The sequence below is a fragment of the Francisella philomiragia genome (genome assembly GCF_018135955.1).
Classification (GTDB): domain Bacteria; phylum Pseudomonadota; class Gammaproteobacteria; order Francisellales; family Francisellaceae; genus Francisella; species Francisella philomiragia.
The window spans coordinates 656,962-673,229 of the sequence record NZ_CP063138.1 but is presented as its reverse complement, the minus strand read 5'-3'; the positions used below and the strand labels follow the sequence as shown (position 1 = coordinate 673,229).

The window sequence follows — 16,268 nt, the reverse complement described above, 5'->3', positions numbered from 1 at the left end:
AATAGAAATCTAATTAAGTTTATTTTAAGTCATTTTAGCTACTAACAATTCAAACTAAAAAATGCTAAAATGCGTAGGAATAAGAAAAAGATTAAATAAAAAAATATATAAAATTAAGATTCTTGCTTCAGTGGAGCAGAAACGCTAGCTTGTACACGCTGATTACGAGCATCTGACTTATGAATACCATCTAAAGTATTTTCATAACCAAAGCCTTTAGTGATAATTCTATCATTATCTAAACCTAATTGTTTCATATAGTCAGCAACTGCTTCCGCTCTTCTCTCAGAAAGTTTTTGATTATAGATCTCAAATTCGCTTCCAGTAGTTCCTTGAGAAGCATAACCTTTAACTGTTACAGTTTTAATATCACTATTTTTTACAAAGTTGACAAATGATGCTATTGCTTCTTTACCTTTAGAGTTTAAGTTTGCGCTATCATAAGCAAATTTAGTATCTAAATAAACTGTTACATCATCACCATTCACAGTATAACAAGCAACACCTTCTTTAGTTAAGTTAAAGTTACCTTCACACTGCTTAATACCTTGAGGCAAAACATACTTAGACTCATCGATTGTTGGCATAGCAGTAGTTTCTGCTGCTGTAGTAGCTCCATTATCTTGAATATTACCAGTATCATTAGTAGTATCATCTTTACCACCAAAGAACCAAGTAATACCTCCACCAATCATGTTAGTACCTGCTCTACCTTGAGCACCAGACATACCACTTGGAGCCATTGTCTGAATATATCTATAATCAGCACTCACCTGAACATCTCTAGAAAGTTCAAATTTAAGACCACCACCAACATCCCATGCACCAGTAGCTTGACCAGCTAAATTAGCCCAACCAGCACCGCCTGCAGCATATGGAGTAACCATTGTGCTATTACTGAAATTTATAACGCCTTCACCCAAACCAGCAAATACTCTACCAACTAATTGGTTATATTGAACTGCAAAGTACTTATTAATGTTATAACCAACTATCATATTTGCGCCAGCTCCTGAAGGAGAGTTTGGTGTACCAGCAAGACCGTTAGCATCAACACCAAAGTACCACTGACCAGTTCTATCTTGTGGACCCCAAGTATTATTTTTGTTAGTTAAAGAGCTATAAGTGTTAGCAAAAGGAGCAATAAAGGAATTAGTTGAACTATTTTGAGTTGCTGTTGCACTTGTATCTGCTGACATATCCATATTGTCAGAACCTGCTGCAAATGAAAACGTAGCTGTACCAAATAGTACTGACGTAGCGATAACAATGTTCTTTAATTTCATCAAAAGCTCCTTTAAAAACTCTTTATTTTATTTAATAGTAAATTATAAGACTGAAACATTATACAAAATTAAAACACTCTTTCCAAGTTTTTTTTAACTTTTATGAAGTTAATATTTTATATTTTGACAATAGCTGTTCTTGAGTTTCAATATGATTTGGATCTGTAATTATGCATCTTATAGGACATACCTTTGTACATTGAGATTCTTCAAAATGCCCTACGCACTCTGTACATTTATCCGGATTAATTTCATAATATTCTTCGCCTTGTGATATTGCCTCGTTAGGACACTCTGGTTCACATATATCACAATTTATACAGTCATCAGTAATTAATAGTGCCATACTAATCCTTTGAATATTTTAATTCTATTCTATCAAATACACATTCAGGAACAAACTCACCTACTCTTTGATAATTATGAATAGCAACAGCTCTAACTAAAGTAGACGATATACAAGAAAATTTTTCACTAGGAGTTAGAAATATAGTTTGAATATCACTATTAAGCTTATTATTCATACTCGACATTTGAAACTCATAATCAAAATCAGAAACTGCTCTTAATCCTCTCACAATCGCACATGCACCATGCTTCACCGCCGTATCAACAAGAAGCCCCTCAAAGCTAACAACTTTTACTCTATCATTGTCTTTGAAAACTTCTTTAATCATTAACTCTCTTGTATCTAAATCAAAAAGAGTTTTTTTACCATATGCTGTTGATACCGCAACCACTATTTTATCAAAGATATTCAATGCTCTATCAACCAAATCAACGTGACCATTTGTTATAGGATCAAATGTGCCTGGATAAATTGCTACTTTTGACATAATTTACTTAAAATAATCCTAGCTCTAGTTTAGCTTCCTCTGTCATTAACTCTGAGTTCCATGGTGGATCAAAAACCATAACAACATCAACCTTATCAACATTTGGTAGCATTGCAACACGTTTTTCAACATCAGTCATTAATACAGGACCCATGCCACAACCAGGAGCTGTAAGAGTCATATCTATAATCACATGAAAATTACCACTCTCCAACTTTCGAGTAACAACATTGTAGATTAAACCCAAATCGACAATATTAACAGGGATCTCCGGATCATATACTGTTCTCATTTGATCCCAAACAGCATCCATATTTATTGGATCACCCGGCTTTATATCATAATTATCGACTGGATATTTGACTATTTGTTTACCAATCGCATCAGCATCTTTACCATCCAAGTGAAGTAAGTTACCATTTACATTTAGCGTAAAACTACCGCCTTTATCTTGAGTTACCAAAACTTCTTGACCAGGCATAAGTTCAATTTCGTTACCAAATGGTACTGCTACAGCTTTTACTTGCCTTCTAACTATAGTTACATCTGTTGTTTTCATTATATAATTCCCTAAACTGTAAAACTTTCGCCACAACCACAGCGAGCAGATTCGTTTGGATTAGTATATTCTAACTTATACAATCCAAAGTCATGTTTAACATAATCAATTCTTAAACCATTTAAAAAATTCATAGATTTATTCGATACAAAAAATCTCAACCCTTGCTGATCTACTACTGTTGTATCAGCAGGCTGCTGTGTAACAAAATCAATATCATAAGCTAAACCAGAACATCCCATCAGTTTTGTGCCTACATATATTCCAATATTATTAGAATCCTTCGCTAAGTGCTTTTCGAAATGTTTTGCTGCTGCCACAGTAACTTCTAAAATACTATTATTAGGATCAAAAACTTCAACCATACTAACCTAATCCTTTTAATTATTTGACTATTTTAATTGAGATATTACTTTTTTCAATGCTTTAATAAATAAGTCTACTTCATCAATAGTATTATACATACCAAATGACATACGCACTGTTGATGTAGCACCCATTCTGTATAGTAGAGGATGTGCACAGTGTTTACCTGTCCTAACACACATCCCTTTGATTGCCAACAACTCTCCTATATCTCCGGCATTACAACCATCAACTACAAATGTTATAACACCTGCCTTATTTGGTGCTTCACCTATTATTTTTAAACCATCAATTTTTTTTAATTCATTTGTTGCATATTCTAATAATTTTTTTTCATGACTTGCGATATTTTCCATACCAACTGAATTAACATAATCTATGGCTTCACCGAAACCTATAGAACCAACTATGTCAGGTGTTCCTGCTTCGAATTTATACGGCGGTAATGCAAATGTTGTTTTATCGATTGTTACATCATTAACCATATCTCCACCATAATTATACGGAGGCATTTTCTCTAACAATTCGTATTTACCATACAAGACTCCTACTCCAGTTGGACCATATAATTTATGACTAGAGAATACAAAGAAATCACAGTTTAAATCTTGAACGTCAACCTTTGAGTGTATTACTGCTTGCGCCCCATCAACAACTATTAATGTCTTCGGATTAATTTTTTTGACTTCTTGTATTATCTTTTTGACAGGATTAATAGTTCCTAATACATTTGAACATAATGTCAGTGCTATAACTTTAGTTTTGCTTGTAACCAGAGATAAAAGATTCTGTATATTAAGTTCACCGTTATCTTCAACTTTTGCAACTTTAAAAACTAACTGTTTCTCTTCACAAAGTATTTGCCATGGTACAAAATTAGCATGATGCTCCATTTCAGTAACAATAATATCATCACCACTAGAAACCATAGATTTACCAATCGAGCTCGCTAATAAATTGATTGATTCTGTAGTTCCTTTAGTTAATACAATTTCATCTGCTGATTTAGCATTTATAAAATGTTGAACTTTTACACGCACATTTTCATACTTATCGCTTGCTTTTTGACTTAGCTCATAAACACCTCTATGGACATTTGCATAGTTAAATTTATATGCATCTGCCACAGCATCAATAACTATTTGTGGCTTCTGAGCTGAAGCCCCAGTATCAAAAAAAACAACTGGTTTATCGTTAATAGTTTGACTAAGAAATGGAAAATCTTCTCGAATTTTTTTCACATCATACATATTGTATTTGTCCAATTAGATATATAACTCGATTAAATTATACTAAATTAGTATAACTTTGTCAGTAAATGATACTTTTTTGATCTAAGAAAAATAATTAAAATTAATTAACATACAGGAACATTAGTAGCTAAACCACCTAAAGATGTCTCCTTGTATTTACTAGACATATCCAAGCCTGTTTCATACATAACTTTGATAACATAATCCAACCCAACAAAACGCTTCTCACCGGTATCTAAATGAGCAAGCTTTGCAGCATTTATAGCCTGCACTGCCCCCATTGCATTACGCTCTATGCATGGTATCTGTACTAAACCACCAATAGGATCACAAGTTAATCCTAGATTATGTTCCATACCTATTTCAGCTGCTGATTCGATTGACTCAATGTCACCACCAAGCAGTGCACAATAACCAGCAGCAGCCATCGAACAAGCTACTCCTACTTCACCTTGACATCCAACTTCTGCAGCAGATATTGATGCTCCTGATTTATATAAAATACCTATAGCAGCACATACAAGTAAATACTTATTAACTACTTTTTTAAGTTCCTGTTGATTAATAATCTCATGAGTCTGTAAATAATACTTCAATACAGCAGGGATCACTCCAGCAGCTCCATTTGTTGGTGCAGTAACCACCCGTTCACCACAAGCATTTTGCTCATTCACAGCAATTGCAAAAGCATTCAAATAGTTAAAATCGGTATTAACAATATTTTGCTCTTTAAGTTTTCTTATCATACTTGGAGCTCTTTTTCTAACTTTAAGTCCTCCTGGAAGTATTGCTTCTGGACAAGTTAAACCTTTTTCTATAGATGTATCCATAACTTGCCAAATTTCAGCTAATTTATTTAGTGAGTACTGTTCTCCATAAGCTGTTTTTTCATTCTGAAACATTATCTCATCAATAGACATATTCTCTTTATAACAAATATCTTTTAATTCCGCCATACTTGTGAATCTATAAGGTTTATTACATTCTATTTCTGTAGGAACCTCATCTTTTCTTATTTGTTTTTTATCAACAATAAATCCTCCGCCTATAGAAAAGTATTCCTTTTCACAAAGAAGATCTTCACCATTGAATAATGAAAAACGCATTCCATTAGAATGTTCTGGAAGAAATTCATTATAGTGAAATATTAAATCTTTATCATAATCAAACTTAATTTCAAACTTTTGAGCTAGATTAAGTTTTTTTTGCTCTAAGCAGGTTTCATAAAGTTTTTTTGCTAATTCAATATCGACTGATTCAGGCAAAAAGCCCATAACCCCTAAAACAACTGCATAATCTGTTTTGTGACCTTTACCTGTAAGAGCTAATGAGCCAAACAAATCAATCTGGACTCTAGTAGTTTCAGGTAACTTATCTTTATACAAATCAATAAAATTGCATCCAGCTCTCATAGGGCCTATAGTGTGAGATGAAGATGGCCCAACACCAATAGAAAAAAGCTCAAAAGTACTTTCCATAAAACTCCTCCAGAAAGCTGAAATAAAACAATAAAACCACTCAAATTATATCTTATTTTAATCTTTTTTCTCTAACTTTCCAATCAGGCATATAGCATGAAATATAGTTATAAAATTCTTTTGAATGATTTGGATGCGTTAAATGAGCTATTTCATGTAATACCACATATTCTATAGCTTCTATATCTCTTAATATAAGGTTGAAGTTTAGATTAATTGTCTTTTTGATATAATTACATGATCCCCAACGAGTCTTTGTTTTTTTAATAGTTACTCTGTTGATTTCTTGATTAGTGATTTTTAAATACTTTGCCACTAGATTATTGAGAATAATATCTGCCTGATCTCTATAAAACTCTTCTAGCAGTTGTAATTTAAATTCTTTATTACTGATAACACTGGGATTTAACAGAAATTCAATGTAATCATCATAATAGTTAACTACATTATGCTTTGATTGAATAACTTGGATAGGATACTCTCTACCTAAAAAATAAATAAGATCGCCATCATTCAAACTATAATTATTGTAGTCAAATCTTTGATTGTTCTGCAATCTTTGAGTTTGTTTATCTATCCATGCTTTCTTTGTTTGTAATAACTCTAAAATCTCTTTTTTTGCAATACCTTTCGGTGAAACTACAGTAATTAAACCATCTTTGCTCAAAGAGATTTTAAGATTTTTAACATTTTTATAGACTATATCAACTTTATATGACATCAATTATTCTACTACTATATTTTGCCAACCTTGAGCAATATCTGCACTATTTTTTGACCAATAATCGGCTATCATATCTCTTATCGTAATATTACTGTCTTTATAATTTTTAATATTATCAAATACAAAACCATCACCACCAGTAGTTAAAAAATCAATCGTTGCAAGCTTATATGTTTGCTTTTCATTTAATGGTTTACTATCTATTAAGACATCATTTATATTACCGGCGCTATCCAATGAAACTTTCAACCCTGCAAGCACTCCTACTTGTTTATCTCCAAGTGGCTGTATACTATGCTCAATAAGCTTAAGCAAATCAGTGCCTTTGATATCTAATGTAACAACCATATTATCAAAAGGCATTGTTTCATAGATCATTCCATAAGTAATATCACCTTGAGGTAGAGATCTTCTAACACCATGTGAGTTGACGAGCGCTAAGTCAGAAGCTGTTTGACCCTTGATGATATTTGCTAGTGTATATGTTAAAGGGATATTATAATAACCATCTTGAGCTTCATCTGACAACTCTCTAGGGGCATTAGTTATGACCTTATCAAGCTCAGCTTTGACAGAGTCATTATACTTAGCTAGTATATTGTTAACATCCTTATTTGGCTCAAGATTTTTTGTTGCTTGTGATAGATTAATAACCTCTGGAGTTACCTTACATACATCTGATGTGTGACAATCATAGTGCAAGACACTTATGTCTTTACCTTGACTCTCTCCTTGCTCTACTACAACACCATTTTTAATACCATTAACAAATTTATGGCTATGTCCAGTCAATACCGCTGAAATACCATCAACGCCATTTACTACTGCATATATTTCTGACTCATCGCCTAAATCAGCTCTCTTAGTGAAAAAGACTTCTGAGTTTTGTTGATCAGTAGGAATATGTGTAAGCAAGACTATCGTATCTGGTTTTGGAATATTATGTCTATTATAGTTACTTATATATTTAACCCATTTATTAGCGCCTGTAACTGGATCTGTGAATTTGAGATTAGAAATATTTTTCTCTGCTGTGGTTTCAGGAGTTTCTAAGGTTGCTAGCCCTATAAAGTATATTGTTTTACCACTAGGCAATGTTTCGTAGCCAAATGGCTTAATATAAGCCAAAGAATCCTGACTTGTATATTTTCTATAAAAATAATCAAATAAAGAGTCATCTTTATAACTAATATTTGCAGCTAAAAATCTGATACCATTCTTTTCATACCAGTGCTTAAACCACTTTTGACCATAATCAAAATCATGATTACCTACAGCAGAGTACTTAACTCCGATATAATCAAAGAAATCATTGACAACATCACCATGTGAGATATTTGATATGCCAGTACCTTGATAATTATCTCCTGCTGCTACAACTACTAAGTTCGGATGTGTTTTTTTGTAATCATCGATAAAACTAGCTATCTTTGCTGCTCCAACCATGTCTTTATTGGGCTCAACCTGACCATGAAAGTCATTTAAAGATAAAACTGTTATATCATCTTGAGCATATCCAAAAACAACACTAAAAAAAATTATTATAAAACTAAATATTTTTTTCATAATTATTTCCATTAATTATAATGATAACTCTTGTATGAACCTAAAACTTTTAAGAAAGTGCTCTTCTTTAGTACTTCTAATAAAGCTTTTTGAACATTTTCATCATCCTCAGATCCCTCAAAATCTATAAAAAACAGATAATTCCAAGCTCGATTTCTTGATGGTCTAGACTCTATTTTTGTAAGATTAATGTTATGTTTACCAAATACATTCAAAGTATTTACAAGCGCATTTGACTTATCTTCAACAGAAAAAATTAATGTTGTTTTATATTTATTGTTATCCGAGTCGAGCTGGATATCATCATATCCCATTAATAAGAAGCGTGTATAATTAAAGTGCTCGTCTTCAAACTCATCTTGGAAAATCTTTAATCCGTATGTTTTTGCAGCAAGTTCTCCAGCTATTGCTAAATGATCTTTTATATTTTTCTCAAAAATATACTTTGCCGCTCCTGCAGTATCAACAAATGCTTCTGGAACAAGCTTTAATTTATTAAGACTTTTTGAACATTGTGATAGTGCTTGCGGATGAGATATTACACTTTTAATATCAGAAAACTGCACCCCTTCTAATCCCATTAAGCAATGCTTAATTTTTAACACTACTTCAGCTTTTACTTTTAAATTACTTTTGATTAACTCATCATAAGCTGGTACAACAGATCCTGCTAATGAGTTTTCAACAGGGATCATGACAAAATTTGACTTACCAGCTATTGTGTGTTCAATAGCTTCAGAAAACGAGAAACACGGAATGGTCTGAAAATCTTTGATATTTTGTTGATTTAAAAAACTAGTTATTGCCTGCTCAGAGTAAGCTCCATGCTCACCCTGAAAAGATACTTTAATCATAATATGTTATTAATAAGCTTGTCTAAACAATATAATACATTATGAAATAATAAGATAGAAATATTTATTTAGATATAATTGTCATCACTAATAGCTTTTTTGATTCCTTCTTGCATATCTTCTGCTGGTAAGCATAGATTTTTTGCAACAGTAACAACAATAAAACTAATCACAAGAACTATTGCCGAACTCCAGTATAAATCGAGATCTCCAGTCCCCCCAAATGAACTAAAGTATGAAACTAATGTTACTAAAACTATATATATCCAAAACCATACAGATTCTCTTAGATTCCAATGAATCTCTTCTGATCTATCCCTTCTAAACGTTCTATAAACACCAAGCATAACCAAAGCAATGATTAAAGCAATACCAGCCTTTGAAACTATTGCCCAACCACTCCATAAAAATACTAAAGTAGCTGCAAACATACCTAAAGTTGACAACAAATAAGCGCCTTTAAGCCTAAATGGTCTATGCATATCAGGTAAATGATGTCTAAGTGCCATAGTAGATGTTGGACCAGTAATATATGTAAGTGCTATCAAAGATGTTAAGAAAGTAGCCATTTCCTTCCAACCAGGAAATGGTGCAAACATAACTAAAGCTATCAAGAAATTAAGAGCAATAGCATAAATTGGTTTTTGCATGATTGGACTTAACTTTCCTAAAATGCTCGGAAGATAACCATTATGTACCATTGCACCTAACGACTTCATTGCGATACTAAAGTAAATTAAACCAGCCATAAGTGGAAAAACTATAGCTCCAAAGTACAATGGATACATAACCCACTTAACTCCAAAACTTTGAGCCATCACAGCAAATGGTCCAAAACTAGATGAAGTAGCACCTGGCATAACAACACCTTGCCAATCATTGTTATGTACAAATTTTGACATAACTAGTAAATATGCGGCTTGCAAAAATAGAAAAATAACCAAACAAATCAAAACAGCACCAACTGTTGCCACCGGAATTGATTTCTTAGGATTTTTTGTGCTACCTGCTAATTCTACAATAGTCTTAAATCCTGTAAACGCATAAGCAATACCACCAACTGAAACTGCAGCTAATACACCATTAAAACCAAATGGCATAAATGATAACTCTTCTGTCTTTATATCTTTTAGAGCAGGTAATGTAAAACAAAATATAATAAATACAATAGATATAAATATTGGTACAGCAACTTTAAATAAAGTAACAATATTATTAATTTTTGCTAACCATTTAAGTGAATAAAAATTAATAACACAGAATCCCAAAAGAAAGATTATCGCTAAAGGTAATCCAGCCATGGACAAAGCACCATCTCTACTAGCATCGATAAGCGAAGGATAAAATACTGCTAAATATTGAATAACTGCTTGAACTTCGATTGGCGCTAAGACCAAGTATGATATCCAAGTAATCCATGCAAACATATAGCTTGTCATAGTTCCATGTGTGATATGAGGAATACGTGAAGTAGATCCCTCAACAGGCACAATTGTACAAACCTCGGCAAATACTAAAGCTATAAAGACCATTAAAATAGCACCTATTACCCAAGAAAGAATAGATCCAGGCCCTGCCTCTTGAGACGTGTACTGTGCTGCAAACATCCATCCTGATCCCATAATAGCACCAACACCCATAGCTACTAAGCTAATGGTAGAAAGACTCTTCTTTTCCATGTTATCCTTTGATTAACAAATTACTAAATAGTAACTATGAGTTTACTGCGAATAATCTCCTATGTAAATACTTTAGCTATTATATAACCTCTCTTATAATTCTATCATTTAGTGTACTCATAATGTCGTATTCAATGGTATTGACTTGTTTAGCCATTAAAAAAGCACTGTTTCTATTGCGTGGAATATCAGATATTAACTCTACAACATCTCCAACTTTAACATTATGCTCATTATGACCTAATGAGACTGTCAAACCGTCCATACTCATTCTACCAGCCATTGGATACATTACATTATCAATATTAACAAAACCTCGATCTCCAAGTTCTCTTGGAAATCCATCACCATAACCAATAGGTATCACTGCAACTTTTTCGCCATCGAAACCTCTGTATATCATAGAGTAACCTACCCCATCGCCCTCTTCTAATTCGATTATCTTAACTACTTTTGATAATAACCTTGCGATCGGTTTTATTTCTCTAATTGATCTTTCAACATAGAACTCTGGAAGAAAACCATAAATGAGGATTCCTGGTCTAACCATATCGTAACAAATTTCTTTGTCACCAAGAAAACCATAAGAATTTGATAAATGACAAATTATGTCTTGAGATAACTCTTTAGCATACTCAACAATTTCTGAAAATCTTTTCTTCTGCTTAGCATTAGTTGGATGATCTCTATTATCAGCACACGCCAAATGACTGTACACACCTTCAAGTATAATCCATTTAGAATTATAAGCTCTCTTGATAGTTCTACAAACATCATTGTAACAAACACCCATACGGTTCATGCCGGTATTTACATTAATATGGACATATATCTTTTTATTAAGCTCTTTGGCTATTTGCTCTAGCTTTTCAATATCGTCATAATCTTGGATACTAACTCTAATATTTTCAGAGACCATTCTTTCAAGATACTCATAGTATATTACTCCAAATACTAGCACTGGCTTTTTAGTGATAGCAGTAACTCTAAAAGCCTCTAGAGAGTTAGCCACAGCAAAGAAATCAACTAAATCATGCGTATTTTCTACTATCTCTTCTATACCATGCCCATAAGCATTTGCCTTAACAGGAAAACATATCTTAGCGTTGCCAACATATTCTCGAATAATCTTAATGTTATTTCTCAAAGTTTGTTTACTAATTTTTAGAATATTCATAAATTTCCCACATTATTTATAAATTACATTATTAATTTTATTTTTTAAAACCAGAAGTGAACAAGCTGCAACTATAGTAACTATAGCTATCCACATAAACAAATTTTCATATCCCAAATAGCTATTAATCTTAGCTTGACCAACTAGTAGAGAGCTTTTAGAGTTGGCTAAATCTTTACTAGCATAAAGCGAAGCCACGTATGCACCAAGCTTGATCCCAACAGCCCAAGTTAAGAACCACATCCCCATACAAAAGCCTCTTACCTTAGTGGGAACAAGTTGGGTTATCAAAGATAAACCAACAGCTGTTGCCATAATCTCAGCCCATGAAAAAAATACTCCAACTGCTACTACTTCCCACCAAAATGAAACTTTCGAAGATGGATCATTAAATACACAAACGAAGTACAAAAACGCGTAACATATACCAGCAAATAATAAACATAAAGCAAACTTACTAGTTGATCTTAATCTATCGCCCATCTTGTTAAAATACATAGCAAGAATTGGAGAGAAAATTAAAATCCCTGAAGTATTTAATAGTCCTGGTACAGTTTGCGAATTTAGCTTAATACCTAAAACATTCAAATCCACATGGTGAACATTAAATAAGAAAAATGACGTTGTCTTTTGAGCATAGGTCATAAAGAATATTGTTGCGTAAAATATAAATACTAATAAAAGTAACATTTTCAAACGATACTCTTTATCTTGCTGAAAAGTAATATTTATAAAATAGCCAACAATTATAACTACTGCTAAAACCAGCACGATAATAATTAGACTACTAAAATAAAGTAATCCTGTAACTACTGATACAAAAAATATTATACCTACTATAGCTAAAACTAACTGCTGAAAACTAAGTGTTTTTTTGCCTACAGGAGCTGCTATTGTTGAAAATAGCTTTTTATTCATAAATATATTACCAAGAGCTAACAATACTCCACAAGCACACACCCCTAAAGCAATTCCATAGTGTCTATTTTCTAAACCATATGAATCTGCACTGCTTAAATAAGGTATTAGAATAGCACCTGATAATGCCCCAATATTGTTAGCCATATTAAAATACGCATATATAGAATCTAGCTTTGCTGGATCTCCTGCATATAATCTAGACACACTATTTAAAGTCATAGGCACAAATAAACATGCTCCAACGATAATCATTGCCAACCCAATATAAATCGAAAAATTCATTAGCATATCGCTAGTTGCTAATAATGAATATCCTAATAGTAAACAGATACCTCCAGCTATTAAGGTTCTTCTAACACCTAAAGCTTTATCAGAAATAAATCCCCCTAATGAACTTAAAACATAACAAAGCGCAGTAAATGAGCCTGCAAAAGTTGAAGCATACGACTCTGTAAGATTTAACTTATTTATACAGAAGAATATTAAGATATAAAAGAAACCAAAAAAACTAAACCTTTCAAATAATTGTAACAAAAATAATGAAATAAAATATTTTGTTCTTTGTTTTTCTTCTATATGCTGCACTTACAGATCCTCCTCATATTAGCGACAAGCTGTTTTAAAGCTATTTGAACTAGTCAAACAGTAAATCGTGTTAAATTATTACTCTTTAAAGTACTACTTAGTAGAAAAGTAGTCGCGTAGATTAAAAATCAAGCTCAAATGATTCTTGCATATTTTTAATAAAATTATCAAGTTTAAGACTAATCAAAAAGTTCTGCAATCTTTGCCCACAACTGCCGTCAGCAATATTAATTAGAAAGCTAAAGACTACCAAGTCTACTAATGATAGTTTAGAATTGAAGAAATACTCTTTTTCACCCAAATAGTCTGCTATAGCCTTTAAATCACGCTCCGCTTTTGAATAAATTTCATTATTAGTTAGGTTTGTAACACCAGCGGCCTTTAGTTGACGCAGAATGTTTCTCTTAGCAACAGGATAAACTATACTCGCCATAGCCTTTGGTAGTTTAGTTGATTCTAGAAACTCTTTCTTCCATGCATAATTATCTTTATCAGCCCAGCGACTATATACTCCAATCCAATACAAGCTATCCTCACATAATCTTATAAATGCTGTAGATATAGCTTTTTGCTCAGAATTTAGATGCTCATCCAAATTATTGTGATTTTGCTTATCTAACATTTCGATAATGAGATTGCTATCAGCGAATTTCTTACCCATAGTTTCTATATATGGCATCTTACCTGTTGGTGACTTATTAAACTCCAAACTAAAATGATTCTGATAACTCAAATCAGTAGCTTTTAGATATAGTTCAAGTTTTAGACAAAAAGGACTACAGCTATAATTTCTGCCTTTTAACTTTGGTAACTGGTGTAAATGAATAATCATAATTTTCCTTCTTCATCAAAATTTATAATATTATGTACTGATGATCCTGATTGAGAATCCTCAAATTGTTCAGATACTATATTTTCTCTAATAACATCAGCCTTCTCAAATTCTGATATAACAATATCATCAAGCCTACCGTTTCTTATTACTATATATCCTCTAAATCTGTCATCAGATAATGAACTGTTATAGTCGAATGAATATACTCTATAAAAAACTAAACGCCTATTCTCAAGCTTAACATCTATTTTACGTAAACAAACAGTTTCATCTAGCAACTCTAAATCATATTTTGCCGTTGAACGTTGAGCAACATCTACAGCATATTCCTTATTTTTCATAAAATTACGCCATAAAAAGAAACATAATCCTAAAAAAATAATCGTATACAATGCTAACGACATATAACTACCTTGAAAATATCTTGTAAAATATCATTATATGTTAAAATCTACTCGTTAAAAACATACTTTTTGATCGCTTTGAAAATTTTAAAATACTTCTATGGTTCTTTCTTTGTAACTCTTATTGGTATCGGTATTGCTATATTTATTTATCCAACTGCTCCATTAGAAACAATATACTCGGTATTAATTCTGGCCATACTTGAAATTTCTCTTAGTTTTGACAATGCCGTCATCAATGCAAAAATTCTTGGACAAATGTCACAAAAATGGCAAAAGATCTTTATCTACTTAGGTTTACCGATTGCCGTTTTTGGTATGCGTTTATTATTCCCAATTTTATTGGTAAGTGTCACAAGTGGTATTAATTTTACTAACGTAGTTACACTTGCTCTAAACGATCCTCAACAGTATCAAAATATATTAGAACATTCGATGCCCTATATTTGCAGTTTTGGTGGTAGTTTCTTACTTATGGTTTTTCTGAACTTTTTTCTCAGTGAAAATGAGGGTCATCATTGGATACCTATAATTGAGAACAATAAGATTACAAGAAAAATACGTGATTATAATGGTGGATATATTCTATTTGCAATCTTTATTGGCTTAATAATCATCTATGATGCAGAACCTGATTATCAAGGCAGTTTAGCAATTGCTTACTTTTTAGGTATAGTTGTACATGAAAGCATTGGTATGCTTAACTCCATATTTGATACATCGCATATAGATAATTCGACAGTTGCTCGCAACGGCATAATGGGATTTATTTACCTTGAAATAATAGATGCATCATTTAGTTTTGATGGTGTAATTGGTGCATTCGCTATTACAGCAAATATTATCATAATTATGATTGGTCTTGGTATTGGTGCAATGTTTGTAAGATCACTGACCATACTATTTGTAGAAAAGAAAACTCTGGCAAAATATATATATTTAGAACATGGTGCTCACTACGCTATTGGTTTTTTAGCAGCTGTACTATTACTAAAGATATTCGTTCATATTCCAGAATGGTTTAGTGGTTCTATAGGAATACTAGTATTGTTTATAGCATTTATTCACTCGGTAATATCTGCCAAAAAGTTAGAAAAGCAATAGCTCTAAGTCATCTACATTTCTAGCTATATATTTAGATAATTGTGACACTTTTTCTCTTTCAACATGTTCAAAATATGCTATGAACTTATTAACATAACCGCTTTCATATAGCTGATAATCTGTATAACCATCACCAACAGCTATAATTTCACCATTTATCAAATCTTTAACTTTATCAAAAGCACTTAACTTTGAATCACATGCTCCATTAGAGTTATCAAGAGTCTTAAAGCTTCCATCGTCATTCCAAATAATATCTACTGCAAATATATTGTCTCGTGGAATATGCAAATAATCTGCAAATGGCTCGATACTCTCCGTTAATCCACCACTAAAAATCCATATTTGATAACCTTTATTTCTAAGTGTTTCGATTATTTTTTTGATACCACTTGTCAATAAATCAGGACAATACTTATCTGCAAAATCTTTAATACTTTGCTTTGTTGGACTTGCAATAGCTAATCTTCTTTCAAGAGATTCTCTAAAACAAATATCTCCTTGCATACCTAAATTGGTAATATGCTCAATTTCTTTTAGCTTTGAAGGAGATTGATCTAATAATGGCTCTAAGATTAACTCTAATGATTCTTTTTTAATCAATGTTGAATCAAAATCAAAAATTACATTTTTCATAAAAT

At 32.2% G+C, this 16,268-nt stretch carries 17 protein-coding genes; 1 reads left to right on the top strand and 16 read right to left on the bottom strand.

Features of this window, described 5'->3' with window-relative positions:
* Positions 1-113 precede the first annotated feature (113 nt).
* The 15 genes from IMS64_RS03245 to IMS64_RS03175 form a co-directional block, all read right to left on the bottom strand.
* A complete protein-coding gene (locus tag IMS64_RS03245; protein ID WP_211490885.1) occupies positions 114-1,286 on the bottom strand; it encodes an OmpA family protein in 1,173 nt (390 codons plus the stop codon).
* A 100-nt stretch (positions 1,287-1,386) separates the two neighbouring features.
* A complete protein-coding gene (locus IMS64_RS03240; protein WP_004288009.1) occupies positions 1,387-1,632 on the bottom strand; it encodes a YfhL family 4Fe-4S dicluster ferredoxin in 246 nt (81 codons plus the stop codon).
* 1 nt (position 1,633) lies between these two features.
* On the bottom strand, positions 1,634-2,122 hold the full coding sequence (gene coaD, locus IMS64_RS03235) for a pantetheine-phosphate adenylyltransferase (protein WP_004288010.1): 489 nt from the start codon (positions 2,120-2,122) through the stop codon (positions 1,634-1,636).
* A gap of 7 nt (positions 2,123-2,129) precedes the next feature.
* Complete coding sequence (gene sufT, locus IMS64_RS03230; RefSeq protein WP_004288011.1) at positions 2,130-2,681, bottom strand: putative Fe-S cluster assembly protein SufT; 552 nt, start codon at positions 2,679-2,681, stop codon at positions 2,130-2,132.
* An 11-nt stretch (positions 2,682-2,692) separates the two neighbouring features.
* Complete coding sequence (locus IMS64_RS03225) at positions 2,693-3,046, bottom strand: HesB/IscA family protein (protein WP_004288012.1); 354 nt, start codon at positions 3,044-3,046, stop codon at positions 2,693-2,695.
* Between the two features lie 27 nt (positions 3,047-3,073).
* A complete protein-coding gene (locus IMS64_RS03220) occupies positions 3,074-4,297 on the bottom strand; it encodes an aminotransferase class V-fold PLP-dependent enzyme (RefSeq protein WP_035735387.1) in 1,224 nt (407 codons plus the stop codon).
* 107 nt (positions 4,298-4,404) lie between these two features.
* Complete coding sequence (locus tag IMS64_RS03215; RefSeq protein WP_211490884.1) at positions 4,405-5,778, bottom strand: L-serine ammonia-lyase; 1,374 nt, start codon at positions 5,776-5,778, stop codon at positions 4,405-4,407.
* A 52-nt stretch (positions 5,779-5,830) separates the two neighbouring features.
* Entirely contained in the window at positions 5,831-6,499 is a 669-nt protein-coding gene (locus IMS64_RS03210; protein ID WP_211490883.1) for a M48 family metallopeptidase, read from the bottom strand.
* 3 nt (positions 6,500-6,502) lie between these two features.
* On the bottom strand, positions 6,503-8,068 hold the full coding sequence (locus IMS64_RS03205) for a bifunctional metallophosphatase/5'-nucleotidase (RefSeq protein ID WP_244972915.1): 1,566 nt from the start codon (positions 8,066-8,068) through the stop codon (positions 6,503-6,505).
* Positions 8,069-8,079: 11 nt separating this feature from the next.
* The gene (gene pheA, locus IMS64_RS03200) at positions 8,080-8,922 is read right to left on the bottom strand and encodes a prephenate dehydratase (protein ID WP_042518757.1); all 843 of its coding nucleotides are present in this window, start codon (positions 8,920-8,922) and stop codon (positions 8,080-8,082) included.
* Between the two features lie 68 nt (positions 8,923-8,990).
* A complete protein-coding gene (locus IMS64_RS03195) occupies positions 8,991-10,601 on the bottom strand; it encodes an APC family permease (protein WP_211490881.1) in 1,611 nt (536 codons plus the stop codon).
* A gap of 79 nt (positions 10,602-10,680) precedes the next feature.
* Positions 10,681-11,778 carry an alanine racemase gene (alr, locus tag IMS64_RS03190; protein ID WP_200147791.1) on the bottom strand — a complete coding sequence of 366 codons (1,098 nt, stop codon included), beginning with the start codon at positions 11,776-11,778 and terminating at the stop codon, positions 10,681-10,683.
* Between the two features lie 12 nt (positions 11,779-11,790).
* On the bottom strand, positions 11,791-13,284 hold the full coding sequence (locus tag IMS64_RS03185; RefSeq protein WP_012279678.1) for a peptide MFS transporter: 1,494 nt from the start codon (positions 13,282-13,284) through the stop codon (positions 11,791-11,793).
* A 121-nt stretch (positions 13,285-13,405) separates the two neighbouring features.
* Positions 13,406-14,113, bottom strand: a complete 708-nt coding sequence (locus IMS64_RS03180; protein WP_211491082.1) for a glutathione S-transferase family protein — start codon at positions 14,111-14,113, stop codon at positions 13,406-13,408.
* A complete protein-coding gene (locus IMS64_RS03175) occupies positions 14,113-14,523 on the bottom strand; it encodes a DUF3301 domain-containing protein (RefSeq protein ID WP_004288025.1) in 411 nt (136 codons plus the stop codon). Before IMS64_RS03175 ends, IMS64_RS03180 begins: the two co-directional genes overlap by 1 nt.
* A gap of 78 nt (positions 14,524-14,601) precedes the next feature.
* Between IMS64_RS03175 and IMS64_RS03170 the strand changes: the two genes are divergently transcribed.
* Positions 14,602-15,627, top strand: a complete 1,026-nt coding sequence (locus tag IMS64_RS03170) for a DUF475 domain-containing protein (protein WP_211490880.1) — start codon at positions 14,602-14,604, stop codon at positions 15,625-15,627.
* On the opposite strand, the gene IMS64_RS03165 is transcribed toward IMS64_RS03170, so the two are convergent.
* Positions 15,613-16,263, bottom strand: a complete 651-nt coding sequence (locus IMS64_RS03165) for an HAD-IB family phosphatase (RefSeq protein WP_211490879.1) — start codon at positions 16,261-16,263, stop codon at positions 15,613-15,615. The genes IMS64_RS03170 and IMS64_RS03165 overlap by 15 nt on opposite strands.
* Positions 16,264-16,268: the final 5 nt, after the last annotated feature.

Bases quoted from the DNA above. Each gene is read 5' to 3' on its own strand.
- IMS64_RS03215 (WP_211490884.1), bottom strand. From the start codon at position 5,778: ATGGAAAGTACTTTTGAGCTTTTTTCTATTGGTGTTGGGCCATCTTCA.
- IMS64_RS03225 (WP_004288012.1), bottom strand. From the start codon at position 3,046: ATGGTTGAAGTTTTTGATCCTAATAATAGTATTTTAGAAGTTACTGTG.
- sufT (WP_004288011.1), bottom strand. From the start codon at position 2,681: ATGAAAACAACAGATGTAACTATAGTTAGAAGGCAAGTAAAAGCTGTA.
- IMS64_RS03175 (WP_004288025.1), bottom strand. From the start codon at position 14,523: ATGTCGTTAGCATTGTATACGATTATTTTTTTAGGATTATGTTTCTTT.
- IMS64_RS03210 (WP_211490883.1), bottom strand. From the start codon at position 6,499: ATGTCATATAAAGTTGATATAGTCTATAAAAATGTTAAAAATCTTAAA.
- IMS64_RS03205 (WP_244972915.1), bottom strand. From the start codon at position 8,068: ATGAAAAAAATATTTAGTTTTATAATAATTTTTTTTAGTGTTGTTTTT.
- IMS64_RS03220 (WP_035735387.1), bottom strand. From the start codon at position 4,297: ATGTATGATGTGAAAAAAATTCGAGAAGATTTTCCATTTCTTAGTCAA.
- IMS64_RS03245 (WP_211490885.1), bottom strand. From the start codon at position 1,286: ATGAAATTAAAGAACATTGTTATCGCTACGTCAGTACTATTTGGTACA.
- pheA (WP_042518757.1), bottom strand. From the start codon at position 8,922: ATGATTAAAGTATCTTTTCAGGGTGAGCATGGAGCTTACTCTGAGCAG.
- alr (WP_200147791.1), bottom strand. From the start codon at position 11,778: ATGAATATTCTAAAAATTAGTAAACAAACTTTGAGAAATAACATTAAG.
- coaD (WP_004288010.1), bottom strand. From the start codon at position 2,122: ATGTCAAAAGTAGCAATTTATCCAGGCACATTTGATCCTATAACAAAT.
- IMS64_RS03240 (WP_004288009.1), bottom strand. From the start codon at position 1,632: ATGGCACTATTAATTACTGATGACTGTATAAATTGTGATATATGTGAA.
- IMS64_RS03165 (WP_211490879.1), bottom strand. From the start codon at position 16,263: ATGAAAAATGTAATTTTTGATTTTGATTCAACATTGATTAAAAAAGAA.
- IMS64_RS03195 (WP_211490881.1), bottom strand. From the start codon at position 10,601: ATGGAAAAGAAGAGTCTTTCTACCATTAGCTTAGTAGCTATGGGTGTT.